The 25532-nt window shown below is 64.3% G+C and carries 27 protein-coding genes and 1 pseudogene; 17 read left to right on the forward strand and 11 right to left on the reverse strand.

Features of this window, described 5'->3' with window-relative positions; genetic code table 11:
- Nucleotides 1-91 precede the first annotated feature (91 nt).
- From DBW_RS14625 to DBW_RS14640, 5 genes are all read right to left on the reverse strand, one after another.
- Nucleotides 92-1666: a B12-binding domain-containing radical SAM protein gene (locus DBW_RS14625; RefSeq protein ID WP_066728366.1), complete on the reverse strand. Its 1575-nt coding sequence runs from the start codon at nt 1664-1666 to the stop codon at nt 92-94.
- Nucleotides 1667-1703: 37 nt separating this feature from the next.
- Nucleotides 1704-2123, reverse strand: coding sequence for a MauE/DoxX family redox-associated membrane protein (locus DBW_RS14630; protein WP_066728368.1), 420 nt, complete (start codon nt 2121-2123; stop codon nt 1704-1706).
- Nucleotides 2120-2611 carry a rhodanese-like domain-containing protein gene (locus DBW_RS14635; RefSeq protein WP_066728369.1) on the reverse strand — a complete coding sequence of 164 codons (492 nt, stop codon included), beginning with the start codon at nt 2609-2611 and terminating at the stop codon, nt 2120-2122. Before DBW_RS14635 ends, DBW_RS14630 begins: the two co-directional genes overlap by 4 nt.
- A gap of 7 nt (nt 2612-2618) precedes the next feature.
- The gene (locus DBW_RS18820; protein WP_197463652.1) at nt 2619-2810 is read right to left on the reverse strand and encodes a SlyX family protein; all 192 of its coding nucleotides are present in this window, start codon (nt 2808-2810) and stop codon (nt 2619-2621) included.
- A 136-nt stretch (nt 2811-2946) separates the two neighbouring features.
- Nucleotides 2947-3324: a desulfoferrodoxin family protein gene (locus tag DBW_RS14640; protein WP_066728370.1), complete on the reverse strand. Its 378-nt coding sequence runs from the start codon at nt 3322-3324 to the stop codon at nt 2947-2949.
- A 242-nt stretch (nt 3325-3566) separates the two neighbouring features.
- Here DBW_RS14640 and DBW_RS14645 point away from each other — a divergent pair, with 242 nt between their 5' ends.
- The 11 genes from DBW_RS14645 to DBW_RS14695 all read left to right on the forward strand — a co-directional run bounded on the left by DBW_RS14645 (nt 3567) and on the right by DBW_RS14695 (nt 11695).
- On the forward strand, nt 3567-4376 hold the full coding sequence (locus tag DBW_RS14645) for an SCO family protein (protein ID WP_066728371.1): 810 nt from the start codon (nt 3567-3569) through the stop codon (nt 4374-4376).
- Nucleotides 4373-6010, forward strand: a complete 1638-nt coding sequence (locus DBW_RS14650) for a cytochrome c oxidase subunit I (protein ID WP_066728374.1) — start codon at nt 4373-4375, stop codon at nt 6008-6010. Before DBW_RS14645 ends, DBW_RS14650 begins: the two co-directional genes overlap by 4 nt.
- On the forward strand, nt 6007-6606 hold the full coding sequence (locus DBW_RS14655; RefSeq protein WP_066728376.1) for a cytochrome c oxidase subunit 3: 600 nt from the start codon (nt 6007-6009) through the stop codon (nt 6604-6606). Before DBW_RS14650 ends, DBW_RS14655 begins: the two co-directional genes overlap by 4 nt.
- Nucleotides 6607-6614: 8 nt before the next feature.
- Nucleotides 6615-6899 carry a cytochrome C oxidase subunit IV family protein gene (locus DBW_RS14660; RefSeq protein WP_066728378.1) on the forward strand — a complete coding sequence of 95 codons (285 nt, stop codon included), beginning with the start codon at nt 6615-6617 and terminating at the stop codon, nt 6897-6899.
- Nucleotides 6900-6909: 10 nt separating this feature from the next.
- Complete coding sequence (gene coxB, locus DBW_RS14665; protein WP_066728380.1) at nt 6910-8127, forward strand: cytochrome c oxidase subunit II; 1218 nt, start codon at nt 6910-6912, stop codon at nt 8125-8127.
- Entirely contained in the window at nt 8124-9059 is a 936-nt protein-coding gene (locus DBW_RS14670) for a UbiA family prenyltransferase (RefSeq protein ID WP_066728382.1), read from the forward strand. The genes coxB and DBW_RS14670 overlap by 4 nt, the downstream gene beginning before the upstream one ends.
- 207 nt (nt 9060-9266) lie before the next feature.
- On the forward strand, nt 9267-9839 hold the full coding sequence (gene rbr, locus DBW_RS14675; protein WP_066728384.1) for a rubrerythrin: 573 nt from the start codon (nt 9267-9269) through the stop codon (nt 9837-9839).
- Nucleotides 9840-9882: 43 nt separating this feature from the next.
- Complete coding sequence (locus DBW_RS14680) at nt 9883-10266, forward strand: desulfoferrodoxin (protein ID WP_066728385.1); 384 nt, start codon at nt 9883-9885, stop codon at nt 10264-10266.
- 262 nt (nt 10267-10528) lie between these two features.
- Nucleotides 10529-10717: a hypothetical protein gene (locus tag DBW_RS14685; RefSeq protein ID WP_066728386.1), complete on the forward strand. Its 189-nt coding sequence runs from the start codon at nt 10529-10531 to the stop codon at nt 10715-10717.
- Between the two features lie 101 nt (nt 10718-10818).
- Nucleotides 10819-11244 (forward strand): hypothetical protein, encoded by a 426-nt coding sequence (locus tag DBW_RS14690; RefSeq protein WP_066728387.1) that lies wholly within the window; start codon nt 10819-10821, stop codon nt 11242-11244.
- A 19-nt stretch (nt 11245-11263) separates the two neighbouring features.
- Entirely contained in the window at nt 11264-11695 is a 432-nt protein-coding gene (locus DBW_RS14695) for a gamma-glutamylcyclotransferase family protein (RefSeq protein ID WP_066728388.1), read from the forward strand.
- Nucleotides 11696-11719: 24 nt separating this feature from the next.
- Here the strand turns inward: DBW_RS14695 and DBW_RS14700 are convergent, their stop codons facing one another.
- The 3 genes from DBW_RS14700 to DBW_RS14710 all read right to left on the reverse strand — a co-directional run bounded on the left by DBW_RS14700 (nt 11720) and on the right by DBW_RS14710 (nt 14605).
- The gene (locus DBW_RS14700) at nt 11720-12442 is read right to left on the reverse strand and encodes a response regulator (protein ID WP_066728389.1); all 723 of its coding nucleotides are present in this window, start codon (nt 12440-12442) and stop codon (nt 11720-11722) included.
- Between the two features lie 228 nt (nt 12443-12670).
- Nucleotides 12671-13375: an FKBP-type peptidyl-prolyl cis-trans isomerase gene (locus DBW_RS14705; RefSeq protein WP_082820376.1), complete on the reverse strand. Its 705-nt coding sequence runs from the start codon at nt 13373-13375 to the stop codon at nt 12671-12673.
- A gap of 93 nt (nt 13376-13468) precedes the next feature.
- Nucleotides 13469-14605: an MFS transporter gene (locus DBW_RS14710; RefSeq protein ID WP_066728391.1), complete on the reverse strand. Its 1137-nt coding sequence runs from the start codon at nt 14603-14605 to the stop codon at nt 13469-13471.
- A gap of 160 nt (nt 14606-14765) precedes the next feature.
- On the opposite strand from DBW_RS14710, the gene DBW_RS14715 reads away from it, so the two are divergent.
- Nucleotides 14766-17177 carry a DUF3536 domain-containing protein gene (locus DBW_RS14715; RefSeq protein WP_066728393.1) on the forward strand — a complete coding sequence of 804 codons (2412 nt, stop codon included), beginning with the start codon at nt 14766-14768 and terminating at the stop codon, nt 17175-17177.
- Between the two features lies 1 nt (nt 17178).
- Here the strand turns inward: DBW_RS14715 and DBW_RS18225 are convergent.
- Nucleotides 17179-17316: pseudogene (locus tag DBW_RS18225) on the reverse strand (DUF1722 domain-containing protein); the annotation flags it as partial.
- Nucleotides 17317-17436: 120 nt separating this feature from the next.
- On the opposite strand from DBW_RS18225, the gene corA reads away from it, so the two are divergent.
- The 4 genes from corA to DBW_RS14735 are packed head-to-tail and all read left to right on the forward strand — an operon-like array spanning nt 17437 to nt 23124.
- A complete protein-coding gene (gene corA, locus DBW_RS14720) occupies nt 17437-18510 on the forward strand; it encodes a magnesium/cobalt transporter CorA (RefSeq protein WP_066728395.1) in 1074 nt (357 codons plus the stop codon).
- Nucleotides 18511-18565: 55 nt separating this feature from the next.
- Nucleotides 18566-20791 carry an AAA family ATPase gene (locus tag DBW_RS14725; protein ID WP_066728396.1) on the forward strand — a complete coding sequence of 742 codons (2226 nt, stop codon included), beginning with the start codon at nt 18566-18568 and terminating at the stop codon, nt 20789-20791.
- A gap of 12 nt (nt 20792-20803) precedes the next feature.
- Nucleotides 20804-21631, forward strand: a complete 828-nt coding sequence (locus tag DBW_RS14730; RefSeq protein ID WP_066728398.1) for a mechanosensitive ion channel family protein — start codon at nt 20804-20806, stop codon at nt 21629-21631.
- 14 nt (nt 21632-21645) lie between these two features.
- Complete coding sequence (locus DBW_RS14735; RefSeq protein ID WP_066728400.1) at nt 21646-23124, forward strand: deoxyribodipyrimidine photolyase; 1479 nt, start codon at nt 21646-21648, stop codon at nt 23122-23124.
- A 131-nt stretch (nt 23125-23255) separates the two neighbouring features.
- Here the strand turns inward: DBW_RS14735 and DBW_RS14740 are convergent, their stop codons facing one another.
- A complete protein-coding gene (locus tag DBW_RS14740; protein ID WP_066728402.1) occupies nt 23256-23861 on the reverse strand; it encodes a DedA family protein in 606 nt (201 codons plus the stop codon).
- Nucleotides 23862-23869: 8 nt separating this feature from the next.
- Nucleotides 23870-24784 (reverse strand): alpha/beta fold hydrolase, encoded by a 915-nt coding sequence (locus DBW_RS18825; protein ID WP_335339843.1) that lies wholly within the window; start codon nt 24782-24784, stop codon nt 23870-23872.
- On the opposite strand from DBW_RS18825, the gene DBW_RS18830 reads away from it, so the two are divergent.
- Entirely contained in the window at nt 24768-25514 is a 747-nt protein-coding gene (locus DBW_RS18830) for a hypothetical protein (protein WP_066728406.1), read from the forward strand. The two genes, DBW_RS18825 and DBW_RS18830, sit on opposite strands and share 17 nt — an antisense overlap.
- Nucleotides 25515-25532: the final 18 nt, after the last annotated feature.

Raw genomic sequence — 25532 nt, forward strand, 5'->3', positions numbered from 1 at the left:
TTTTTATAGGTCCTATACGACCCATAGGTCCCATGGGACCCATGCCGGCACCAAGGTGCCGGAAAGGCCCGACTCTACCACAAGCGGCCGTTCAGTGTCGACCCGCCCCGATGAAGAAGGGGGCATGGTTGGAGGTGAACCAGGGGGGGGTGCGGGCGGCGATGGCGCGGATCGCCGGTGCGGCAAGGAGGCGCTTGGCGAGGAAGCGGCGGGCGGCGGCCCGGCCCCAGCCGCCATCGCTGAGCGGCCGGTAGAGACCGAGCGGTTCCTCCTGCCACTCGGCGCCGGGAAACTCACCGCCGAAGTCGGCAGCCCGCGGCAGGTTCATGATCGCCAGGTTGAGAAAGTCGATACAGTCCGCGTGTTCTTCGAGAAAGACGAGGGTCGATTCGGCCTCGGCCGCGGTCTCCTCGGGAGTCCCGAGCAGGATGTAGACGTAGGTGGCGATGCCGGCGGCGTGCAGATGGTGCAGGATGCGGGATGCAACAGCGAGATCGGTCCCCTTGTGCAGGCGCTCGAGAACCGGCTGGGCACCACTTTCGAGCCCGAGCTGCAGCATGCGGCACCCCGCTCGCGCGAGACCGGCAACCAGGTCCGGGTCATCGAGCACGCCCTCGAAACGGGCGAAGCCATGCCAGGAGAGGCCGGCCAGCGGCTCCGCCGCTGCGGCGAGGGCACGCAGCGTCGCTGGCGGCAGGGCGTTGTCGGTAAAGTGGAAACGCCGCACCCGATAGGCCGCCGCCAGTTGCACCAGCAGCTTCGGCACCTCCCCGGGGGGGAAGGCCCGATAAGGCTGGGTCGGGGTGGTCGCCTCGGGGCAGAAGCGGCAGCGCGCCCAGTAACAGCCGCGGCTGGCGGTCAGCTGAAGCACCGGTTCCGGCGCCAGGTAGGCGGCCGGGTCGGCAAAGGAATAGTCGGGGACAAAATGATTGACCGGCGCCGGGGTGGGGAGCGGGGCACCGGCGGGATTGCCAGCCAGGGCGACCAGGCTCGCTTCGCCGGGACCGGTTACGAGATGATCGAAGGGGAAAAGCCCCTGTCCCCGCTGGCGCAGCGGCTGCGCCCAACTCGAGATCAGGCCGCCGCCGGCGACCAGCTGCACCTGCGGCAGCGCCCGCCGCAGCAGGCCGGCAAGCTCGAAGGCGGGGAGCGCCTGGTGGCGGTAGTTGATGGTGACGGCGATGATCCGCGGCTGCAGGGCAAGCACCCGCGGCAGGAGCTCCTGTTCGAAGTAGGCGCGGAACAGGGTAGATTCGGCCCCCGCTGCCAGCCGCTCCAGGTCGGCGGGCCGAAAGGGGGAGAGGCGCTGGTGGACATAATCGCCGAGGCTGAGCCGTTCCTCGGCCCCGCCGGCAGCGCCGAGGGCGCGATTGAGGTCCTCGACGGCGCTGCGATAGCGGGCCAAAGAGTCGCCCGCCCGGGGGGAGCGGAGCAGGGCCAGAGCGCGGGGGAGATGGGCGATAGCGCGACGCAGGGCGGTCGCGGGCGCCGCGCCGGCAGCAAGAGCGAGCCGCTCCGGGGTCAGCAGCCAGAGGCAGGCATCGAGGTTGGCGTCGATCGCCGCTGCAGTGATGCCCGCGCTACGCAGGTGACCGAGCAGGATCGCCGTCGCCAGGGGCGGCTCGGCCGGTTTGGCGGCAGGCGGATGGAGCAGAAGGATGTCCATAGGTGTCGGAAAATCCGCAGCAGACAGCAGGCAACCTTCAGCGCCCGGGCGCGGGCCGCAGGTGATAGCTGAAGTGGGCCAGGGCGAGAATGCCGAGATCGCGCAGCAGCGCCAGCCACAGCGGCGTGGCGGCACCGCCGCCGAAGCAGCCGCAGTCGATCTCCAGGCCGCGCAGCATCGCGGAAAGGATGGCGCCGATGAAGACCAGTGTCAGCAGGGCGAGGAGCAGGGCGGCGCCGCGCACATTGCGCCCGAGCAGGAGGAGGGCGCCGGCGAGGACTTCGACATAGGGGAGGGTCGCCGCAACCAGGTAGTTGAAGGCGTAGGGGAGGAGCTGGTAGGCGGCCAGGTCGCGGGCGAAGGCGGTGACATCCTGCCCCTTGACGAGCCCGGCATAGAGAAAGAGGCCACCGAGGAGGAGGCGGCAACCGTGATAAGCGAGGCGGCGGAGATTCATGGCGCCCCTCCCGTCGTCACCGGCAGCCCCGCGTCCTGCCAGGCGGGGAAACCGCCCTCGAAGACCAGCACGTTGCGGTACCCTGCCTCCAGCAGCCGCACGGCCAGATCGTAGGAGTCGGGGCAGCCGTAGCCGCTGCAATAGACCACCAGCCGCGTCGTCACCGGAACGGCAACCTGGAAAGCCGGCAGCGCCTGGTCGATATCGGCAAGGGGAAGCGAGCGCGCTCCGGAAATATGGCCGGCGGCGAAGAGCTCGGGGATGCGGGCATCGATCGCCAGCGCCCCGTCGCGCAGCGCCTCCTGCACCCCGGCGAGGTCGACGGGGGCCGGGTAGCGGACCACCGCCTCGACCGCGGTCGGCGCCGCCTGCAGGCGACCGGCAAAGGCATCGAGGATCAGCCGATAATTGACCGAGAGACCGATCAGGACGCCGACGGCGAAAATCACCAGGCTCTCGAGCAGGTCACGATTCAGTCGTTCATACATGAGGACGTCACTCGTCGGGCGATTCGATCAGGTCCGGACCCATGTTGCGCAGCGTGTCGCGTAACCGCCGCCCCTCCCGCTCCAGTGCCTCGATACGCCGGTAGCACCCCAGCAGTTCGCCACTCAACTCTTCGAGTTGCAGGGAGATATGGGAAAAGCGGATTTCCAGTTCGGTCAAACGTCTGTCCTTATCAGTCACGGCCGGCTCCTTTGGCAACGGGGCAACACTAGCAGAAGCCGGCGGCGGACGCAATCGCTGCCGCGCCCCGGATTGGGACCGGCCACAAAAAAAGCCCGCACCAGGCGGGCCTTTCGCTAACAGGGGAGCAGTGCGATCAGCTGACGCTGACCTCCTTGACCGCCTCCCAGACCCCATGCAGGTTGCAGCGGGCGAAGGCGCGCAGGGTTACCTTGGGGAGCCCGTGGGGGATGACGACTTCGGCCTTGAGGATCGGCCGGGTGGTCACCGCGGTGAGGCTGAGGCGCGCCAGGAAGACATAGTTGGCATAGAGGTCGATCCACTCGATGAAGTGCCCCGGCTCGTTGGGATGGGCGAGGAGCTTGCCGATCTCGACGGTGACGGTGGCCGCCTCACCGGCCTTGAGCTGCTCCGGTGCGGTGATGACGGGGGTATGCTTTTTTTCCAGGTCGGTCAGGCTGGCGGGATCCTTGGGGTGGTTGACCTGGCAGAAGAAACTCGATTCAAGACTCATTGGCTGGGTATCCTTTCTGGAAAGCGATTGTTATTTCGGCTGCGGACAATCGGGTAGCATGTTAACCACCTTCCCCAGGGGATGCAAGCTATTCATGACCTTTTTTGTCTTTTTCCCGGACGAGCTGTTTGCATTATTGGCCGAAACGGGTATCATGACTCATTATTTGCCGATGCGGGTAAGGGTCCTCCCGGCCTGCGCCGCTCTTCCTGCCAACAGCGATCGCAACCAATGGTTCCGGCATGACCCGACGCTTATCCCTCCTGCTTCTGTGCGGGCTGCTGGCATTCTCCGGCGGCGCCGGTGCTGTCCCCTTTTCGCTGCCGACCGACCAGGTGCCGCCGCGCGAAGTCGGCGTCAGCGAACACCTCGGCAGCAAAATCCCGCTCGATTTGACCTTCAGCGACGAAAACGGCGCCCCAGTCCGGCTCGGCGATCTGGTGACACTGCCGACGGTCATCGTGCCGATCTACTACCGCTGCCCCAACGTCTGCAACTTCCTGCAGGGGGCCCTGGCGCGAGCCCTCCCCCAGGTGCGGCGCACCCCCGGCAAGGACTTCCAGGTCATCTCGATCAGTTTCGACGAGACCGAGGGCCTGGCCGACGCCCGCCAGTCCCGGGCGATCTATTACCAGGCGATGCAGCAGAAGTTCCCAACCGGCGCCTGGCGGTTTCTTACCGGCGAGCTGCCGGCGATCCGCAAGCTCACCGACGCGGCCGGCTACCATTTTCGCCGCGAGGGGAATGATTTCCAGCATCCGGTGGCGATCTTCGTCGTCAGCAGCGACGGCACCATCAGCCGCTACCTCTACGGCACCAGCATTCTGCCGATGGACCTGACCCTGGCGCTGGTCGAAGCGGCGGAGGGACGGGTCAGCCCGGCGATCCGCAAGGTCGTCCAGTTCTGCTTCAGCTATGACCCGCAAAACAGCAAGTACGTCTTCAACATCTTCCGCGTCTCGGCCACGGTCATCCTGCTGACGGCAGGCATGCTCTTCGCCTTCCTGGCCTGGACCGGGCGCAAACCACGGGAGCCGGAATCGAAGCCATGAGCACACCATCTGTCACTGCCAGCGACCGCGGCTTTCTCGGCGACGGGAAATACCCCGGCATCTTCGGCTGGATTCTGTCCACCGATCACAAGCGCATCGGCCTGCTCTACCTCTACTCGACCATGACCATGTTCATCATTGGGGTGATTCTCGGCCTCCTGGTGCGCCTGGAGCTGATCGCGCCGGGGAAGACGATCGTCTCCGCCGACACCTACAATGCCCTCTTCACCCTGCACGGGGTGATCATGATCTTCCTCTTCATCATCCCCGGCATTCCCGCGGCCTTCGGCAACCTCTTCCTGCCGATCCATCTCGGTGCCCGGGACGTCTCCTTTCCGCGTCTCAACCTCTTCTCCTGGTGGCTCTACCTGACCGGCGCGATCCTCGCCGTCACTTCGCTCTTCACCGGCGGCGGCCCGCCCGACACCGGCTGGACCTTCTATGTCCCCTTTTCGGTGCAGACCACCACCAACGTCACCCTGGCGGTGGTGGCGGTCTTCATCCTCGGCTTCTCGTCGATCCTCACCGGCCTCAACTTCATCGTCACCACCCACCGCCTGCGCGCCCCGGGGATCGGCTGGGGACGGCTGACCCTCTTCGTCTGGACCCTCTACGCCACCGCCTGGGTGCAGGTGCTGGCGACACCGATCCTCGGCATCACCGTCGCCCTGATCTTCCTGGAGCGGGTACTCGACGTCGGCCTCTTCGACCCGGCCCGCGGCGGCGACCCGATCATGTACCAGCATCTCTTCTGGATCTATTCCCATCCGGCGGTCTACATCATGATCCTGCCGGGGATGGGGGTAATCTCCGAGATCATTCCGGTCTTTGCCCGCAAGCATATCTTCGGCTACTGGGCGATGGCCCTCTCGGGCCTGGCGATCGCCTTTGCCGGCTCCCTGGTCTGGGCCCACCACATGTTCGTCAGCGGCATGAGCGACACGGCAATCCTGGTCTTCTCCTTCCTCACCTTCATCGTCGCCATCCCCTCGGCGATCAAGGTCTTCAACTGGGTGGCGACCCTTTACAAGGGGTCGATCTCTCTGGAGCCGCCGCTTCTCTATGCCCTCTCCTTCATCTTCCTCTTCTCCATCGGCGGCCTCACCGGCCTGATCCTCGGCGCCGCAGCCACCGACATCCATGTCACCGACACCGATTTCGTCGTCGGCCATTTCCATTACGTGATGTTCGGCGGCACCGGCATGGCCTTTTTCGGTGCGCTCCACTACTGGCTTCCCAAGGTCTATGGCCGGATGTACGACAAGCGGGTGGCGACCTGGGCCTGGGGGATCATCTTCGTCGGCTTCAACCTCCTCTACTTCTCGATGATGGTCCTCGGCCTGCGCGGCATGCCGCGGCGCTACTATGACTATGTGCCGGAATTCACCAACCTCAACGTCCTGGCGACGGTCGGCTCCTGGATTCTCGCCTTCGGCCTGGTGGTGATGTTTATCAACCTGATCCGTGGCATGATCAGCGGCCCCGACGCCGGCATGAACCCCTGGGGGGGCAAGACCCTCGAATGGACCATCCCGTCCCCGCCCCCCACGGAAAACTTCGCAGAGATTCCGGTGGTCACCACCGGCCCCTACGACTACAGTGACGAAGTCCTGGCCCCGGAGGCACGGCGATGAGCAGCGAACACCGCGATGACGTCGGCGCCCGCCTCGGCATGTGGCTCTTCCTCTACACCGAGGTCCTCCTCTTCGGCGGCCTCTTTATCCTCTACGCCATCTACCTGCACCAGTTTGAAGAGCCCTTCGCCAACGCCGCCCACCACCTCAACCTGACACTGGGGACCATCAACACGGTGATCCTGCTGACCGGCAGCTACTTCGTTGCGATGGCGGTGAGTGCGGTACGGCGCAACCGGACCAGGCTGGCGGTCGGCCTGCTGCTCGGCGGGGTCGGAACCGGTGGCGTATTCCTTTTCAACAAGTACCTGGAGTGGTCCCACGAAATCCACAACGGCATCTACCCCGGCTCCCCCAAACTGCTCGACCTGGAGCGGGGCGAGGCGGTCTTCTACGGTCTCTACTACGTCACCCTCGGCCTGCACGGCCTGCATGTCCTGATCGGCTCGACCCTGCTGGGGATCCTCGCCTGGTGGGTGCACACCGGCAAGGTAAACAGCGAGCGCTTCGTCGCCCTCGAGAACGGCGGCCTCTACTGGCACCTGGTCGACCTGGTCTGGATCTTCATCTTCCCCCTCTACTACCTGCTCCTCTAGGAGGCGTGATGAGCGACAGCAACGGGCATATCGTCCCCTATTCGACCTTCACCCTGATCTGGCTCGCCCTGCTGGCGCTGACCGGGACCACGGTCTACGTTTCGCGGTTGCCCCTCGGCGCGTTGCATATCTGGGCGGCCCTTGGCATTGCGGTGCTCAAGTCGGCCCTGGTAGTGCTGATCTTCATGCACCTGAAGTACGAGAACTGGATCTTCAAGCTCTTCCTGCTGGTGGCGCTGCTCATCCTGGCGATCTTCATCGGCCTCACCTTTTTCGACACGCTCTATCGCTAAAGGACCTGCCGTGAACCCTTCCACCCTGACCACCACCGGCGCCGTCGATCCGGTCTTTTTCTATATCTTCGGCATCTCCGCGGTGATGCTGATCGGCATCACCATCGTCATGCTGGTCTTCATCGTCCGCTACCGGCGCAGTGTTCATCCTCACCCGGAAGCGACACCGACCCACAACTACTGGCTCGAGTCAGTCTGGACGATCCTGCCGACCCTCATCGTGATTTCGATGTTCTGGTACGGCTGGGAAGGGTACACCACCCTCAGCAACGTCCCGAAGGATGCCTTCAAGGTTGAGGTGATCGGCCGTAAATGGGCCTGGGAATTCCGCTACCCCAACGGGCGCAGCAGCGAAAAGCTGGTGGTCCCGGTCGGCCGGGCGATCGCCCTCGACATGACCTCGGAAGACGTCCTGCACAGCTTTTACCTGCCGGCCTTTCGCGTCAAGCGCGACACCGTTCCCGGCATGACCACCCACCTCTGGTTCCGCGCTCCGGTCGCCGGCAGCTACGATGCCTTTTGCGCCGAATACTGCGGCACCGGCCATTCGGCGATGATCACCACCGTCGAGGCGCTCCCCGAGCACCAGTTCGAGGAATGGTACGCCAGCGAGAGTCCTCGCGAGGAGAACGCCGAGGGGCGCCAGCTCCTCGCCAGCAACGGCTGCACCGGCTGTCACTCCCTCGATGGTAAGGTGATGGTCGGGCCGACCTTCAAGGATCTCTTCGGCCGCCAGGTCACGGTCGTGACCGACGGCAAGGAACGGACCCTGAGCGTTGACGAGGATTACCTGCGGCGCGCCATCCTGGAGCCGAATGCCGACCTGGTCAAGGGCTACCCGGCGGCGATGCCGAGCTACCAGGGGCGACTCAGCGACCATGATCTCGAAACCATCATCAACTATTTCAAAGGGAGTTCCGGCGCTGCGGCCGGCAGTGTCGAGACGGGCAGAAAGCTGGCCGCCAAGCTCGGCTGCGCCGGTTGCCACTCGACCGACGGCAGCCGCCGGGTCGGGCCGACCTTCAAGGGGATCTTCGGTCGGCCGGTCGAGGTCAAGACCGCCGGCGAGGAACGAACCGTCACCGCCGACGCGGCCTACCTGAAGCGATCGATCAAGGATCCCCAGGCGGACCTGGTCGATGACTACCCGCCGGTGATGCCGCCCTTCCCCAACCTCAGCGAGGAAGAGCTGCAGGCCCTGGTCGACTACCTGCGCAGCCTGCAATGAATGCTGACCCCGTCAACCCTCGGTACAAAGCCCTGCCGGCACCGCTCTGGCCGACCCGCCTGGGGCGACTGACCCGGTACCGCCTCTCTCTCGCGGTCGCGGCCTCCACTGGCGCCGGGGCCCTCCTGGCGCCGACGCCGCCGCAGCTGCCGCTCCTCCTGCTTGCCTTTGCCGGCACCGGCCTGCTGGCAGCGGCGGGTTCGGCCCTGAACCAGGTCCAGGAACGGGATCTCGACGCCCGGATGCTGCGGACCTGCCAGCGCCCCCTGCCCGCCGGCCAGATCACCCCCGGCGGCGCCCTCGCCCTGGCTGCGGCGATTGCCCTCTGTGGCCTGGCGCTGCTGGCCACCACCGGACCGCTGCCGTTACTGCTCGGACTGGCCGCCCTCTGCTGCTACAACGGCCTCTATACCCCGCTCAAGCGCCGCACGCCCCTGGCACTGCTGGCCGGCGCCGGCTGCGGTGCCCTGCCACCCCTGATCGGCTGGAGTGCCGCCGGCGGCGCCCTCACCGATTTCCGGATCCTGCTCCTGATCGCCCTCCTCTATCTCTGGCAGCTCCCCCATTTCTGGCGGCTGGCGGAGAAGCACGCCGCCGATTACCGCCGTGCCGGTCTCCCCTTGCTGCAGGACCGGCTCGATCCGCAACTGGCGCGTCTCGCCCGACAGAGCTGGTCTCTGGCCGCGGCCAGCGTCGCCCTGCTGCTCCCCCTGTTCGGCCTGCTGCAGGCGCCCTGGGCCAGGGTTGCCCTGATCTTTATCGCCCTTCTTCTCGCGCTCTCCGCCTGGCTGCGCCGGCCGGCGGGGAGCGCCGGACCGGCCTGGGCCGACCTCGCCATCCTGCTCCTCTTCCTGCTGCTGATCGGCGACCGGTTCGCGACGGCGCCGGCCCTGTTGCAGAACTCCTTGCTCTGTCTCGCGGGCGCCGGCTGAAGCGGCTCGCCACAGACGCATCCCATCTCCCGGCAGCCGAATCCATCCCCCTTTCCCTGCTGTCGCTCCCCCTGCAGCAATTCATCCGGCCCGGCGAGCGTCGGCATCCCGGCCGGAAATGACCGGCGCGACGGGGGGTTGCAATGGCGAAGAGCGATGGTAATCTTTGAAGACTTTTTTCTTAGGACCTATCCAGGAGGAGTTGTCATGTCGCTGCAAGGGACCGAAACCGAGAGGAACATCCTGACCGCCTTCGCCGGCGAGAGCCAGGCCCGTAATCGCTATACCTACTTCTCCGCCAAGGCCAGGAGCGACGGGTACGTGCAGATGGCCGACATTTTCGAAGAGACGGCGAACCAGGAGAGGGAGCACGCCAAGCGCCTCTTCAAGCTGCTTGAAGGGGGCGAAGTGGCGGTCACGGCCAGCTTTCCTGCCGGCGTCATCGGCACCACCGCGGAAAACCTGCAGGAGGCGGCCGCCGGAGAGAACTACGAGCATACCGAGATGTATCCCGAGTTCGCCGCCAAGGCGCGCCAGGAAGGCTTTCCCCAGATCGCCGACATCTTCATGGCGATTGCCGTCGCCGAAAAACAGCACGAGAAACGCTACCTCGACCTGCTCGCCAATATCGAGCAGAACCGGGTCTTCCAGCGCGAGGAGCCGATCACCTGGCGCTGCCGCAACTGCGGTTACCTCCATCATGGCCCGGCGGCCCCCGACAAATGCCCGGCCTGTGACCACGCCCGCGCCCACTTCGAACTGCTCGGTGAAAATTACTGATTGATACGCCCGTCCCAACCAACCCCAGCCAAGGAGGAAACCGATGTCCCTGAAACGCCTCGAACTCTACAAGTGCAACGTCTGTGGCAATATCGTCGAAGTCCTGCATGCCGGCGGCCCGCCGCTGGTCTGCTGCAACGAAAAGATGGCCCTGCAGACGGAGAACACCGTTGACGCCGCCAAGGAGAAACATGTGCCGGTCATCGAAATCGGCAAAGGCCAGGTGACGGTCAAGGTCGGCAGCGTCGCCCATCCGATGGAGGAGAAGCATTACATCCAGTGGGTGGAACTGATCGCCGACGGCAAGGCCTACCTGCAGTTCCTGCAACCGGGCGACAAGCCGGAAGCGGTCTTCCCGGTCAGCGCGACCAAGGTGACCGCCCGCGAATACTGCAACCTCCACGGCCACTGGAAGGCCGAAGCCTGATCCGCCAAAGCGTCCCGGGAGCCGCACTATCGCCTCCCGGGACGCGGCAGCAAACCTTCCCCGCCGCCGGATCACCAGATCTGGCGCAAAATGGCACATCTTGTTTCCTTGTGACCGTAATCACCTCTCCCATATCCAATTAAATACAATATTTTCAGCATGTTAATCTGGCCAAACGACACCCTTGGCGTTGGCACGGGTGATGCTTATGTTAAATTTTACCAATCGTTTCTTCTTGTCCCCTCGCGCCAAGGAGTCCAAGATGAAGTCCCCTTCCTCAATCAGCCTCCTGCTGCTACTGGCCGGGGCCGCTCCGGCCCAGGCTGCCCTGCCCCGTCTCGCCGACAACGCTCTCGATTACGTGCTGATGCCGTTCCTCGGCTATCTGCTCCTGGTTTTGGCCAGCTGGGTGGTTCACCTCCCGGGACGGCTGCGCCGGCAACGGGATTGAGTTCCGACGACGGCCAGCCAACCGACCAACCCGCCCCTTGACCCCCGGGGGACGAATGGGGTAAAGTCCCGGGGTCTCCAGCCTTCCGGGATCGCGTCGTCATGGCCGACAAGAAACAGCTTATTGCCGAACTCTACGCCGGCCTGCAGAGCCTTTCGAGCAGTGCTTTCCCCAAGCGCTGCCGGCGCTGCGGTCGGGAATTCCGGAGCGTCGAGGATTTCCTGCTGCAAACCGAGGGTCTGGAAAATTCGACCGGCCTCAAGGCGACCGCCGACGACCAGGAACAAACCCTGGTCGAACTCTTCCGCAACTGCCCCTGCGGTTCGACCCTCATGGAAATTTTCAGCGACCGCCGCGACATGTCCCCCGCGGGGATCGAACGCCGGGAGAATTTCGGCAGGCTGATGACCATGCTCATCGCCGATGGCATGGCAGCCGCAACAGCGCGCGGCGAACTGCTCAAGGTCCTGCACGGCGGCGACAGCCCGATTCTGCGCGCCCGGGGGATCGATATCCGCACCCACTGAATCTTCCCACGAATCCGCCATGCCCCCTCTCCTCCCCCTCTTCGTCTACGGCACCCTGCGGCAGGGCGGCAGGTATCACCAGCCTTATCTCGCCGGCCGTTTTCTCTCCTGGCAACCGGCCACCCTCTCCGGGCGGCTTTTTTACGAACCCCGGGAAGAGTATCCCTGCCTGCTGCCGGGATCCGGGATGGCACGGGGAGAAATCTACCAGCTTGAGCCGGCGACAGCCGCCAGCACCCTGGCGCGCATCGACCGCCTGGAGGAGTACCTCCCCGACAAGGAAACGGCGAGCCTCTACCTGCGACGGGAAGCCCTGGCATACCGGGAGGATGGTGAGGAAGTCAAGGTGTGGGTCTACTACTGGAATGGCGGCAGGACAGGTCGACCGGTGCCGGGGAATGACTATGCCGGCCTTTTGCAGCGGGGCTGGAGGAAAGGGGGAGAGGAATAGGGATTTGCGGCGTCCCCAAGCGGGCTATCCGTCGCCCCTTGGGGGGGACCCGGAGTCGAAAGCAAACCGCTCCAGCGCCAGGGTGGCTGCATCGTCCAGTGCGATAAAATGCAGGCCCATTCCGATCGGCAACCGCATCGCCTTCAACCATTCGGGGTGATTGACCCAGGCAACCCGGCAGCGGGCCTGAATCTGGGCAGAGCCATCGGGGAGGGTGAATTCTATCCTTATCTCGCTGTCAACCGGGAAGAGCTTGTGCGTTTCGACAAAAGCGCCGCCGGCATTCAGGTTGTGAATCGTCGCCGGCCGCAAGTGCCGGGGATCGCGTCCAACCCGGGCGGGCAGGGTGAGACCCAGGCGGGGAGCCCGGCGTTCGACAATGCCCAGTATCCGGCAAGCCGCGTGCAGCAATTCCTGCGGGTCGACCGGCTTGAAAAGAATCTCGTTACAGCCCGCCTGCCGGCAACGCAGCACATCCTCTTCCCGGTCCCGCCGCGCGACCAGAATGACCGGGGTCCGGCGCAGGATCGGGTCGTTCTTGACGCGGCGGCAGCACTGATCCCCTCCCTCGTTCATCATTTCCAGGTCGAGAATCGCCAGTGCCGGGTCGTGGTCCTCGATGATTTCGAAGGCCTGGCGGCCGTCACTGGCGATCAGCAGCGAAAAGCCCTCCCGACGAAAGAGGGAGTTCTCCATCGGGTGCAGAATTTCCGGAAGATTGGTAAGCAGGATACGTTTGGCGAGCACGGCGGGCCTCCAGGTCAGATTTTACAGAATTGAATCCACCTCTTCAACCCTGGTGTGCAATCAGCACGCCAAGCCTTGCCGGGTGACATTTCGGCCCGGAATTCCCGTCGGCCAGTAAACCCTGGTCCTTTAGCGCCACGACACTGACGCAGCCGGTCGCCGCTGCGACAAAAACGGCCGCCTTCCCGTGGTGCGGAAGGCGGCCGCTAATCTCCTGGCCCGAAGCGGTCAGTTGACCTTTTTCAGTTCCACATCGAAAATAAGGGTCGCGTTGGGGCCGATCATGGGGCCGGCGCCGCGGTCACCGTAGGCAAGGTTGGCCGGGATGAAGAGCCGATACTTTGCCCCTTCCGCCATCAGTTGCAGCGCTTCGGTCCAGCCGGCGATGACATCGCCAACGCCGAAGGTTGCCGGCTGACCGCGGTCGTAGGAGCTGTCGAAGACGGTCCCGTCAATCAGGGTTCCCTTGTAATCGACGGTTACGCTGTTCTCCTTGGTCGGTTTCTTGCCGGTCCCCTTTTCCAGCACCAGGTACTGCAGGCCGCTCGGCAGGGTCACGACCCCCTCCTTCTTGGCGTTGGCCGTGAGGAAGGCCTCACCTTCGGCAAGATTCTTGGCGCCCTGTTCCTTGCGCGTCGCCTCCTGTTTGGCGATCATCTCCTGCTTGAACTTGACCATCGTCTCCTGGACTTCCTGCTGGGACATCTGCGGGTTTTTGCCGTTGAGGACGTCGCGAAACGCCTGAGCCATGATGTCGATATCCACATCCACGCCCTGCCGTTTGAAATCCTGCGCGATACTCATGCCGATGCCGTAACTGGCACGATCCTTATCCGTCTTGAGTTCAAGTTTCTTGTCGGCCGCCTGGCTTGCAACCCCTGTCAGCAACAGAACGCCCAGAGCTCCTGCCGCTAAAGTCAATCCGCGCTTCATTCATATTTCCTTTCGTCACAGGTTGGCAAAGACGAAGCTCCAGTTGGAAGCTTCCGGATGAAGTCTTATGAATACCCCCCGCGGCGCGCCCTGTCAATAGCCGCGAGCCGAACCGCGCCATGCGGCCAGGATGGTGGCAAGGCCGATAGCGGCGACGATGCCGAGCAGGGCAAGGAGCGCCCCCCAGCCGAAGGCCCGGTAGGCCACCCCCGGCAGCCAGGAACCGAGGGCCCCGCCGCCGTAATAGAAGGCAACGTAAAGGCCATTCACCATCGGCCGGTGCTCGCTGCTCAAGCCGTTGACATATCCGGTGGCGGTGGCGTGGACCAGGAACATCGCCCCGCAAAAGAGAAACATGACAGCGAACAGCACTTCCACCCGGCCACTGGCCAACCCGGCGAGGGCGAGGCCGAAAGTGGCAAAACCCGCCGCCATGGCCGGCAGCGGACCGCCGAACCAGCGCGCGGCGCGGACCGCCCCCAGTGAAGTGACAATACCGAGCAGGTAGCCGCTGTAGATCAGGCCGATCCGCAGTTCGTTGGCCAGGGGGCTCAGTTCGGTCAAGCGGAAGGGGATAAAGTTCATCACCGCAGCAAAGACGAGGAAGAGACATGCGACCGCCAGGTAGATACGGAGTAGCTGGCGGTTGCGCAGCACCACTGGCAACAGGTCGGCCCGCGGTCGGGTCAGGCGCTCCTCGGGCATGGCCGGCAACCGGGCGAGGAGAAACCAGGCGAAGAGGAGGCTGGCGGCAAGGGCAAAAAAACTGTAGCGCCAGCCGAACCAGGTCGCAATGGCGCCGGAGCAGGCCCGGCCGAGGAAACCGCCGAGGATGGTGCTGGCAATGTAGACCGACATCGCCCGCGGGAGGAGGGGGCGGGGAGTCGTCGACGCCACGGAGGTCATCAGGGCGGTAAGGAGCGCCGGCACCAGCAGTCCCTCACCGAGGCGCAGCAGGAAGAGGAGCGAAAAGCTGCCGGCAAGGGCGAAGAGCAGCTGGGAAAGAGCGAGCAGCAACAGTGCGCTCCGCAGCAACTTCCGCAGCGGAATCGCTTCGAGGAGATAGCCATAAACGAGGGGCGCCAGGCTCAGCGGCACAAAGACGATGGTCGTCAGGGTCGCCACCAGATCGCGACTGACACCGAACTCGCGGGCGAGAACCGGCAGCAGTGGCTGCGGCGCATAGAGCGCCGACAGGGTGAGGATGGTGGTAAAAAGGAGGATCGGCATGCCGGGTCCGGGTAAGGGCAGACAAGATCCGGGAAGTATAGCATCGGCGTTTCCGGAGACGACCAACTTTCTCCCGCTGCCGCACCCCCCTTGCCAGCAGGGCCCAGCTTGGATAAAGTGGGCGGGGAGATTCTTCTCCCCCTCCCGAAGCGGACCTACCATGAATCGATATCTTTGCATCCACGGCCATTTTTACCAGCCCCCCCGGGAAAATCCCTGGCTCGAAGCGATCGAGCAGCAGGACTCGGCCTACCCTTTTCACGACTGGAACGAGCGCATCGCCTCCGAATGCTACCGGCCCAACGGCGCCGCCCGGATTCTCGACGAGCAGCGGCACATTGCCCGCATTGTCAACAATTACAGCCGCACCAGCTTCAACTTCGGCCCGACCCTCCTCTCCTGGCTGGAGCAGCACGACAGCGGCGGCTACCGCAGCATCCTGGCGGCCGACACCGAGAGCCGCCAGCGCTTTTCCGGACACGGCGCCGCCCTGGCCCAGGCCTACAACCACCTCATCCTCCCTTTGGCCAACGAACGGGACAAGCGGACCCAGGTCGTGTGGGGGATTGCCGACTTCAGGCACCGCTTCGGCCGTGCCCCGGAAGGGATGTGGCTCCCGGAAACCGCCGTCGACATCGCCTCCCTCGAAGCGCTGGCCGAGCAGGGGGTGACCTTTACCATCCTCGCGCCGCACCAGGCCGCGCGCATGCGCCCCCTCGGCAGCGAGCGCTGGCAACCGCTGCCGGCCGCCGGCATCGACACCCGCCGCCCCTACCTCTGCCGGCTGCCTTCGGGACGCAGCATCGCCCTCTTCTTCTATTCCGGGCCGATTGCCAACGAGATCGCCTTTCGCAACCTGCTCGATGATGGCGAACGGCTGGCATCGCGACTGGTTTCCGCCTTCGGGCCTGAGGATGGTCCCCAGCTGATGCACGTCGCCACCGATGGCGAGACCTACGGCCACCACCACCAGTTCGGCGAAATGGCTCTCGCCTATGCCCTCGACCGGATCGAGGTACGGGGCCAGGCGACCCTCACCGTCTACGGTGAATTCCTGGAAAAATTTCCGCCTAACCACGAGGTCGAAATCATCGAGCAGACCTCCTGGAGTTGCGCCCACGGCGTCGAGCGCTGGCGCAGCGACTGCGGCTGCCGGATCGGCGGCGAGGCGGGCTGGACCCAGGGCTGGCGGGCGCCGCTGCGGGACGCCCTCGACTGGTTGCGGGACACTCTCATCCCCCTCTATGTCACCGGCATGACAAAGCTCGGCTGCGACCCCTGGGCAACCCGCGACCGCTACATCGAGGTCATCCTCGACCGCGACGAGGCGGCGGTGGCCGCCTTCCTGCGGCGCCAGGCCGGCCGGGAACTCTCTGCGACCGAGGCGACCCGGGCCTTGCGCCTGCTCGAGATGCAACGGCATGCCCTCCTCATGTACACCAGCTGCGGCTGGTTCTTCGACGAAGTCTCCGGCATCGAAACCGTGCAGCTCCTCGCCTATGCCGGCCGCGCCATTCAACTGGCGAACGAAACCTGCGCTGCCGACCTTGAGGAGGAATTCCTGCAGCGGCTGGCAGCAGCAAAAAGCAACCTGCGCCGCCGCGGTGATGCAGCCCGGATCTATCGCGAAGAGATTGCCACGGCGCGCATCGACCTCCCCCGGGTCGCCGCCCACCATGCCATCGCATCCGGCTTTGCCGCCCCCTGCCCGATCGACAACCCAAACTGTCACGATATCCACTGTTATGCTACCGAACATCTGGAACGCCAGGAGTTCGTCAACGGCCGGCTGCGGCTCGCCGTCGGCCGCAGCCGGGTGCGCTCGACCATCACCTGGAACAGTGACGACTTCTGCTTCGCCGTCCTCGACCTCGGGGGACACAACCTGACCGCCGGCGTCCGCCCCGGCCGTGACCGCCAGGCCAGGGAGCGGATGGCGGCGGACCTGGTCAGCGCCTTCGAACGCAGTGATGTCCCCGGGGTGATCCGCCAGCTCGATCACCACTTCGGCGCCGGGACCTACAACCTCTGGCATCTCTTTCGCGACGAGCAGCGCCGCATCGTGCAGCAGATCATGACCCAGACCCTGCAGGAGGTCGAAGCGACCTTCCGGGAAATCTACCAGGACCATGCCCCGCTGTTGCGCTTTCTGCACGACATCCACATGCCGGTCCCGCGCCAGCTTGCCGCGCCGGTGGAACTGGTGCTGACCTCCCGACTCCATGCCCTGCTGGCCGACCACCAGCTCCATCCGAGCGAACTGCGCACCCTCACCGCGGAGGTGGCGCGCCTCGACATCAACCTCGACGAACCGCTCCTCGGCCTCGCCGCCGGCCGTCAGCTCGAACGCCAGCTGGAGCGGATCGCGCGCAGCCCGCAGAATCTGGCCCTGCTGTTGACCATAATCGAAACCCTGGAGGTCCTCGGCGAGCTGCCGCTGCGCCCCGACCTCTGGCAGGCCCAGAACCTCTACTGGGCAATCCGCCACGAGGTCGTTCCGGAGCAGCAGACGGAAGAGTGGCGGACGGCCTTCCGCCATCTCGGCTACGCCCTGGAGATGGGAGTCGATTAGATCAGACGTGGTTGCGCAACTGCAGTTCAACGGGGTGGGGGTTGAGATAATACTGCTCGGCCAGATAGGGCTGCCGGTACTTGCGCACGAAATGGTTGAGGAGGGTCACCGGGACGATCAACGGCAGCTGCTGATTCCGACCCGGATTTTTCCATTATCGCGACCTCTTTCAGCTCGGGCAGGATTTATTTCCGCCCAATTCTGCTATAGTTTAGCAGACTTCCCCGGCAGGGGAATTTTTCTGCGAAAGGTCCGGCCGATGGCGAAAAAGCTCCTCAAGAAACGCTCGAAAAAGAAGATCGGCGCCCCGCCCGGCACCCTGGTGCATGTCGGCGAGGCGCGCCAGGAACAGATCACCATCAACCGCATCGACTACGATGCCGACCGGTTCAGCGAGGAGCTCCTTCCCTTTGGCGAAGTACAGCGTAGCTGCCAGCTCAAGGCGAGCCCGACCGTCTCCTGGATCAACGTCAACGGCGTCCACGAAATCGGCCACATCGAGACCCTGGGAAACTGCTTCAACCTCCACCCGCTGGTCCTTGAGGATATCCTCAACACCGATCACCGGCCGAAACTGGAGGACTACGACGACTATCTCTTCCTGGTTCTGAAGATGCTCTTTTACGACCATGAGAGCGGCATCCGCACCGAGCAGGTCAGCTTTGTGCTCGGCCCCAATTACGTCCTTTCTTTCCAGGAACAGGTCGGCGACGTCTTTGACGGGGTGCGGGAGCGCCTGCGCGGGGGGAAGGGACGCATTCGCAGGCAGGGAGCCGACTACCTCGCCTATGCCCTGATGGATGCCGTGGTCGACAGCTATTTTTCGATCCTCGAGACGATCGGCGACGAACTCGAGGAGATGGAGCAGGAACTGGTGGTCGACCCGTCCCCACAGACTCTCAACCGCATCCATCATTTCAAGCGCGAGATGATCCTGCTGCGCAAGTCGGTCTGGCCCCTGCGCGAGCTGATCGCGGCACTGCAGCGGGGCGAGTCGGAGCTGATCAGCGAAACCACTGCTATCTACCTGCGCGACATCTACGACCACACCATCCAGGTGGTCGACACGGTGGAGACCTTCCGTGACATCATCGCCGGCATGCTCGACCTCTATCTCTCCAGCATCAGCAACCGCATGAACGAGGTGATGAAGGTATTGACGATCATCGCCACTATCTTCATCCCCCTGACCTTCCTCGCCGGCATCTACGGTATGAACTTCGAGTACATGCCGGAGCTGAAATGGCGCTGGGGCTACTTTGGGCTGTGGGGAGTCATGCTGCTGGTGGCCGCCGGGCTGCTCGCCTTTTTCCGGCGCAAGAAATGGCTTTGACCGGCAGTTCCTTTTTCAGCGCCGGCACCCCGGCACCCCGCGAGCGGATTGATCAATGGACGAAATGAGCGACCAGCCGAGCCAGCCCCCTGCCACCGACACCCCGGCGGCGGACTATCTCTCCCCCTTCTTCCACGCTCTGGAGGAAGCCGCCCGGCAAGCGCTGGGGAAAACCGGGGAGCGGGTCAACGCCCTGCACCAGGCGATCGAGGAAGAATCGGCCCAGGTCATCGGGCAATTGCACGGCGTGCTCGCCACCCTGGAGCGAGCCTTTTCCCTTGAAGGGGAAACCACGCAGACCGATCCCCAGCATATTTCCCGCCTGGCCGAGGTTGTCGACAGCCAGAGCAACCTGGTCTTCCGCAAAATCCGCCCGGCCATGGACCGGCGGCTGAAGACCGTGGCCCCGCGCCGGGGGCCCGCCCTCGCCGCCCTCGAACTGGCGTCCCGGGGCTACGCCGAGTGCGCCCGCTTCCTTCCCGAGGAACCTCAGCCGCCCAGCCCGACCCTGGAAAAACGCCTGGGGCGGATTCCCGGGGCCAGGCTCTTCCTCGACCTGCTCGAGGTTTCGCCGCGCCAGCTCTATATCGAAAGCCTGCCGAACCGGGAAAGTCTCACCGAGCACCCCCTGGTGCGCAACTACGCCGCTGCCCACGAAAAGGCCGTGACCCAACTGGCCGATATCTGGCGCGGACTGCGTTTCCACTTCGACCTCGCCAGTGAAGAGATTTTCGCGCTGACGGAAGCAGAGGCCCCCCGGGAGGAACCGGTGGATACTGCCGCGGTCCTCGCTGACTGTCATACCCTGCTGGTCGAAACCTGTAACGATGCCGAAACCAAGCTGATCGCCGGTCGCAACCGGCTGCTGGAAGCGCTGCTCGCCCTTCCCGGCGCTCTCGAAGAGAGCAACCGGAACTTTATCGACAGGATCCGGGAGGAGTTCCTGGAAACCCGCCGCTGGGGCAACCTGAGACGGCACTACCAGCGCCAGGCCCGCACCCTTGCCGCCGACTGGCAGGGGAAGGCCATGAGCCTTATCGACCAGGGGAAGGAAGAGGTCAGCCGCTCCGCCGCCGGCCTCAGCCAGAACACCAACCTGCTGCGCAACGTCCAGACCCTGCTCGGCAAGGGAGGACGCGTCCAGGAAACCTTCCTCGCTCTCACCGACCTCCCCGGCAAGGAGACCCTGCTGGAGAAATCCGCGAGTCTGCCGCGCCTCTACCAGCGGCTCTTCACCCTCGGTCCGCTGCGCAATCGCGAGTTCCTGGTCGCCCGGGAAGAAGAACTTGAAGACTTCGAAGAGGTCTTCGTCCGCTGGCAGGAGAAGAAAGCCTGCAGTGTCGCGGTGATCGGCCCCGAAGGGAGCGGCAAGACCTCGCTCCTCAACAGCTTCGCCAGCGAATTCGGCGCCCGCGGCGAGCTCCTGGAACTGAACCTCGATTTGCGCCTGCAACAGGACGAGGACCTGCTGCGGATCTTTGCCCGCTGGCTCGATGACGAGGAACCCCTCGCCTCGATCCAGGAGCTGCCGGAGCGAATTTTACAGGAACCGCGCCGCGTGGTGATCGTCGAAGGGGGGCATAACCTCGGCCTGCGCACCGTCGGCGGCTACCGCATGGCGCGGGCCTTTATGCAGCTGGTCATGGCGACCCGCCGGCACTGGCTCTGGATCATCTCCTTTCGCAAATATCCCTGGGTACTGCTCGATCATCAACTCGGGCTCGGACAATTTTTCACCCACCAGATTCGCACCCTCTTCCACGACCAGGAGAATCTGCAGGAGGCTCTGCTGCTGCGCCAGCGAACATCCGGGATCGAATTGACTTTTGTGCCACCCGAGAATCAGGGGTCGGACCAGCGCCCCGCAGCGACCCAGGACCAGTTGCGGCAACGTTTCTTCCGCGACCTGTTCGAGATGACCTCGGGAAATATCGACGCGGCGATTTACCACTGGCTTCTCCATGTCAGCTGGGATGCAGCCAGCAGCAGCGTTCAGGCCAGCCCCCTGAAGCGATTCGAATTCAACTTCCTGCGCGCGCTGGGGAGGGAAAACCTCTTCGCCCTGGCCGAAGTCCTCAACCACGGCGCCCTCGCGGCCGACGAGTATGCGCAGATTTTCCGGCGTTCCGTGGCAGATGCCGCCAACCTGCTCGATTCCCTGGTGCATTTCAATATCCTGCGAATCGAGAAAAGCACGGAAGGCCAGCCGACTTATCAGCTCAATCCGGTCTTTTTCGGTCCGGTGAGCGCCACCCTGGAATCGATGAACATCCTCCACTAACAGGGGTGCAAGATGCAGGACGAAACCCTCAAATCGCTGATCGACAACTTCTCCTTCACCCGGATCCTCGCCGTCCTGATCTTTTTTGCCGCGACCTGGCTAATGGTGCGCATCCTCCGCTTCGCCGCCGAGCTCCTCGCCGGAAAGTTTTCCCGCTATCGCCTCTGGATCTCCAGTGCCTTCCCGGTCCTGCGCCTGCTGATCTGGATCAGCGCCCTCGCCATCATCATCCTGGTGATCATCAACCCACCGGTCAACACCCTGCTCACCATCATCGCCTCGGCCGGTCTCGCCATCGGCCTTGGCGCCCAGGATCTGATCCGCAACGTCATCGCCGGAATTCTGATCCTGATGGACCGTCCCTTCCGGGTCGGCGACATGGTCAAGGTCGGTGAACACTACGGCGAAGTCACCAACATCGGCCTGCGTGCCATTACCCTGCACACCTTCGACGACAGTGCGGTGACGATCCCCAACGCCCTTGTCCTCGGCCAGGCGGTGGCCAATTCCAACAGCGGCGCCCTCGATGAAATGGTGGTCGTCGAATTTCGCCTGCCGGCCACCCTGGACGTGGTTCTGCTGCGGGAACTGGCCCGGGAAGCGGCCGCCTGTTCCCCCTATGTCTATTTGAAAAAACCGATCATTATCACCATCGAGGACGAATTCCAGCGCACCTTCCTGACCCACCTGAAGATCAAGGCTTATGTTCTCGACATCCGCCTGGAACGGCAGCTGGCGAGTGACATCAGCGAACGGTTCAAGCAGGAGTTGATCCGGCACGGGCTGATGACCGAGGCGATGGTCCTTGGCCCCCTGCAGGGGTCGCTTGCCGCGTCCTGAAGGGATCCCCCGCGATGTCCGGAGCTGAAAATTCCCGCCAGGTTCCGCCCAATCGCATCCGGCTGGCGAACAGTGCCCCCCTGAATCCCGTCGGCGACTATGTCCTCTACTGGATGAGCGCCTTTCGCCGCAGCGGCTGGAACTTTGCCCTGCAGCGCGCGGCGCAGATGGCGGAACAACTCGGCAAGGGGTTGCTGGTACTGGAGGCGCTGCGCTGCGACTACCCCTATGCCAGCGACCGTCTGCACCGCTTCGTCCTCGACGGCATGGCGGACAATGCCGCCGCCTTTGCCAACGGCCCCGCCCGTTATTACCCCTATGTGGAACCAAAGCAGGGGGGCGGCAAGGGGCTGCTCGCCGCCCTGGCGCAGCGGGCCTGCCTGGTCGTCGCCGACGACGCCCCCATCCTCTTTCTGCCACGGATGCTGGCAGCGGCCGCGGCCCGGCTGCCGGTGGCGCTGGAGGCGGTCGACAGCAACGGGCTGCTCCCCCTGCGCGCCGCCGACCACGACTATCCGAGCGCCTACGCCTTTCGCCGTTTTCTGCAACGGGAGCTGCCGGCGCACCTCCTCAGCCTGCCGCTGGCCGATCCGCTGCAGGGGCTGAATCTCCCGCCGGTCCACCTCGCCGCGCCCCTTGCCGAACGCTGGCCGCAAGCGGATGCGGCACTGACCGCCCCCGGCGCCAGTCTCACCTATCTCCCCATTGACCACAGCGTCGACGCCACCAGTATCCGCGGCGGAACCTGCGCCGGCAAAGATCAGCTCGACACCTTCCTGCGCCTGCGCCTTCACCGCTACCTGGAACGGAGCGAACCGGCCGAGACCCTTAGCAGCGGGCTCTCTCCCTATCTTCACTTCGGCCATATTGCCAGCCAGCAGATTTTCGCGGCTATCGCCGCCCGGGAAGAGTGGTCGGTGGGAGATCTCGGCCCGGAACGCCGGGGACAGCGCCAGGGGTGGTGGGGAATGAGTCCCCCCGCGGAGGCGTTTCTCGACCAGCTGGTCACCTGGCGCGAACTCGGCTACAACTTCGCGAGCATCCGCAGCGACGGCATCGACTATACCAGCCTGCCGGAGTGGGCCCGCCAGACCCTCGACCACCATGCCGGCGACCCGCGCCCCGTCCGTTACAACCGGGAAGAACTTGGTGCCGCCCTGACTCATGATCCGCTCTGGAATGCCGCCCAGCGCCAGCTGGTGCAGGAAGGGACCATCCACAACTATCTGCGCATGCTCTGGGGGAAGAAGATTCTCGAGTGGTCGGCCTCTCCGCAGCAGGCGATGGCAATCATGTTCCAACTCAACGACCGTTATGCCCTCGATGGCCGCGACCCCAATTCGGCGAGCGGCATTGGCTGGTGCCTCGGCCGCTATGATCGCCCCTGGGGCCCTGAGCGGCCGATCTTCGGCAAGATCCGCTACATGTCATCTGCCAATACCGCACGCAAGTTCCGGCTTGGGACCTACCTGAAGGACTATGGGACCGACTGAATGTTCGGCAGCTGCCGACAGCGGCGAATCACCGGACCAGTACCATCTGGCTATTTTTTGACGCAAGCGGGGCGACCGATTGGTCGCCCCGCTTGCACCCATCAGGAGCCTCCGCGGCTATACCGGCAAACTCATCCCTGCTTCCTGGCAGACCAGGCACGATAGGCACCCCAGATCAGCAACGCAGCCATCGACAACATCGCGAGGAGCAGATGATGGTGCTGCAGCCCCTCCGCCAACCATCGCCACTTCTCTCCAAGCCAGTAGCCGGCAAGCACGAACAGCAACGTCCAGAAAAAGGCGCCGGCAAAGGCGAAAAGGGCGAACTCGGGCCAACGCATGAACGAGGTACCAGCCACGATCGCCGTCAGGTGGCGAACTCCCGGGAGAAAGAACCCGAAGGTCAATAGCCAGCGACCGCGCCGGTCAAACCAGGCGCGTACCCGGTCGAGGAGCTCCGGGTCCAGGTGCAGCAGGAAGCCCCAGCGCCCGACCAGGAGCCGGGCCGGACCCCGCCCCAGCAGATAACTGACGCTGATCCCCGTCGACGCCCCGGCAAAGGCCGCCAGAAGAGTCGGCAGCAGTTGCAACTCCTGGCGTTCGACCAGGTAACCGGCAAACAGCAGCAACCATTCATCGGGGACCGGCAGACCGACAATGCCGAGCAACAGCAGACCGAAGATCGCTCCGTAGCCGTAGTGGTGAATCCAGGGGATGACAAGATCAACGGACGGCATCGCTCTTCTTAAAGCTCCAGGCGGTCAAGGAATTTCAGCAGGCAACGGTTGAATGCCTGCGGCTGCTCCTGGTTGAGCAGGTGCCCGGCACCGTTGAGCAGACACCCCTCGGCCCGTGGCAGTCCCGCGAGTAATACCTGGTAAGGAGCTGGTCCGAGCAACTGGTCGGCGCCGCCGCCGGCGACCAGCGCGGGCAGGTCGAATTCTGCGAGTCGCTCCCTGTAGTCGGGCCGATCGCGCATGGCCAGCAGGGCTGTCGCCAGCCCTTCGGCGCTCGCCTGTTTCATCCAGCGCCGCACCCGCTCCAGCAGTTCCGGATTAGTTTGGACGGTCCCGGGAGCGACCAGGAGTTCGTCAAAACCGCCAATCACCTCCGCGCTCCCTCCGGCGCGGGCGGCCGCCGCCAAAGCGGTGCGACGCTCCTTGCCCGCAAGGTCATCGGCCTCGGCCCGGGTTGCGACAAAGACCGCCGCGGAAAACCGCTCCCGGAACCGGGCCAGCAGGTTGAGCAGGATGTAGCCCCCCATCGACATGCCGGCAACCACGGCCCGTTCCAGCTGCTGTTGATCGAGAAGGGCCATCACGGCATCGGCGTAGGCATCGATGGTGGCCGCTGGCAACGAATGGCTCGAGTTCCGGCCAAAGCCCGGCAGGTCGGGGGCGATTCCGTTCCAGCCATGAGCGGCCAGGAACTCCAGCTGGGGTCGCCACATCTCACCCGCCAGAGGAAATCCATGAATCAATAGGACGTTTCTTTGGTTCTTCGCAATCGTCATCTCCCTTGCCTCCCACGCCTGGAAACGGTTTATGCTGGTTATAGCAGCCCGTTCCCGGTTATAATTGGCTTCTTCCTGCGCCTCTAACCCTACTTCCGGGGTGAACTCCACCCCCAAAAGGATACCCAAGGTGACGCGATTTACCATCAGCCCCTTCCTGCTCCTGCTCTGCGCCTTCCTGCTTCTGCTCTGCGCCTGTGACGCCCCTCCCCAGTCCCCGAATTCGACGGGGCCCGGTCGTGGCAACCAGGCAACGCCGGTTGCTGGGGAGGCGGGCGTCACCTCGCCCGACGGAACGACGGCGACACCCAGGCCCCCGGCTCCTCCCCTTGCGGAAACCTTTGACGGCGAGCCCCAGCTATCAATTTTCCCCCGCGTCGGTGAGGTCCGTCCCGACCCTGCCGACGGCCAGCAGGCCGGCATCTGGGCTGCCTATATTGACCACCTGCTGCGCACCAGTGCGATCGTCCCGGAGGCGGAAGGGAGCAAGGACCGGGCGCTGACATTCAAGGGATTCCAAGGGGTTGAATCCCTCGGATTCTTCGCACCACTTGCGGTTACTCCGGCGACTCGTTACACGATTAGCTTCGACTGTAGAGGAGATCTGGCCGAAGGAGTAAAGGCCGGGATCGGGGTCCTGGAATACCGGGAATTTCTCTGGATCGGTGAACAGTTCACCCGCAGCGAGAACGAGAAATACCTGGTTGGGAGACAGGAAGGCGCCCAGGTGCAGAGCTCCAAGGCGATGCAGCAGTATCAATTCAGTTTTCTGACGGGTCCCGAGACCCGCATGATTCACCTCGTCCTCTACCTGGATGGGGCGAATGGCAAGAACCAGGTATTCTTTGACGATATCGAGGTCGAACCGGCGAGCTGATACCGCAAGACCTCAATT

It is taken from the genome of Desulfuromonas sp. DDH964 (assembly GCF_001611275.1).
In the GTDB taxonomy this organism is placed as follows: domain Bacteria; phylum Desulfobacterota; class Desulfuromonadia; order Desulfuromonadales; family DDH964; genus DDH964.

Excerpts from the sequence above, each read along its gene's own strand:
- DBW_RS14705 (WP_082820376.1), bottom strand. The coding sequence starts at position 13,375 with ATGAAGCGCGGATTGACTTTAGCGGCAGGAGCTCTGGGCGTTCTGTTG.
- DBW_RS14710 (WP_066728391.1), bottom strand. The coding sequence starts at position 14,605 with ATGCCGATCCTCCTTTTTACCACCATCCTCACCCTGTCGGCGCTCTAT.
- DBW_RS14695 (WP_066728388.1), top strand. The coding sequence starts at position 11,264 with ATGCCCCCTCTCCTCCCCCTCTTCGTCTACGGCACCCTGCGGCAGGGC.
- DBW_RS14660 (WP_066728378.1), top strand. The coding sequence starts at position 6,615 with ATGAGCGACAGCAACGGGCATATCGTCCCCTATTCGACCTTCACCCTG.
- DBW_RS14730 (WP_066728398.1), top strand. The coding sequence starts at position 20,804 with ATGCAGGACGAAACCCTCAAATCGCTGATCGACAACTTCTCCTTCACC.
- DBW_RS14685 (WP_066728386.1), top strand. The coding sequence starts at position 10,529 with ATGAAGTCCCCTTCCTCAATCAGCCTCCTGCTGCTACTGGCCGGGGCC.
- DBW_RS14670 (WP_066728382.1), top strand. The coding sequence starts at position 8,124 with ATGAATGCTGACCCCGTCAACCCTCGGTACAAAGCCCTGCCGGCACCG.
- DBW_RS14625 (WP_066728366.1), bottom strand. The coding sequence starts at position 1,666 with ATGGACATCCTTCTGCTCCATCCGCCTGCCGCCAAACCGGCCGAGCCG.
- DBW_RS14735 (WP_066728400.1), top strand. The coding sequence starts at position 21,646 with ATGTCCGGAGCTGAAAATTCCCGCCAGGTTCCGCCCAATCGCATCCGG.
- DBW_RS18825 (WP_335339843.1), bottom strand. The coding sequence starts at position 24,784 with ATGGTAAATCGCGTCACCTTGGGTATCCTTTTGGGGGTGGAGTTCACC.
- DBW_RS14655 (WP_066728376.1), top strand. The coding sequence starts at position 6,007 with ATGAGCAGCGAACACCGCGATGACGTCGGCGCCCGCCTCGGCATGTGG.
- DBW_RS14635 (WP_066728369.1), bottom strand. The coding sequence starts at position 2,611 with ATGTATGAACGACTGAATCGTGACCTGCTCGAGAGCCTGGTGATTTTC.
- DBW_RS14640 (WP_066728370.1), bottom strand. The coding sequence starts at position 3,324 with ATGAGTCTTGAATCGAGTTTCTTCTGCCAGGTCAACCACCCCAAGGAT.
- corA (WP_066728395.1), top strand. The coding sequence starts at position 17,437 with ATGGCGAAAAAGCTCCTCAAGAAACGCTCGAAAAAGAAGATCGGCGCC.
- DBW_RS14725 (WP_066728396.1), top strand. The coding sequence starts at position 18,566 with ATGGACGAAATGAGCGACCAGCCGAGCCAGCCCCCTGCCACCGACACC.
- rbr (WP_066728384.1), top strand. The coding sequence starts at position 9,267 with ATGTCGCTGCAAGGGACCGAAACCGAGAGGAACATCCTGACCGCCTTC.
- DBW_RS14740 (WP_066728402.1), bottom strand. The coding sequence starts at position 23,861 with ATGCCGTCCGTTGATCTTGTCATCCCCTGGATTCACCACTACGGCTAC.
- DBW_RS14645 (WP_066728371.1), top strand. The coding sequence starts at position 3,567 with ATGACCCGACGCTTATCCCTCCTGCTTCTGTGCGGGCTGCTGGCATTC.
- DBW_RS14680 (WP_066728385.1), top strand. The coding sequence starts at position 9,883 with ATGTCCCTGAAACGCCTCGAACTCTACAAGTGCAACGTCTGTGGCAAT.
- DBW_RS14690 (WP_066728387.1), top strand. The coding sequence starts at position 10,819 with ATGGCCGACAAGAAACAGCTTATTGCCGAACTCTACGCCGGCCTGCAG.
- DBW_RS14650 (WP_066728374.1), top strand. The coding sequence starts at position 4,373 with ATGAGCACACCATCTGTCACTGCCAGCGACCGCGGCTTTCTCGGCGAC.
- DBW_RS14715 (WP_066728393.1), top strand. The coding sequence starts at position 14,766 with ATGAATCGATATCTTTGCATCCACGGCCATTTTTACCAGCCCCCCCGG.
- DBW_RS14630 (WP_066728368.1), bottom strand. The coding sequence starts at position 2,123 with ATGAATCTCCGCCGCCTCGCTTATCACGGTTGCCGCCTCCTCCTCGGT.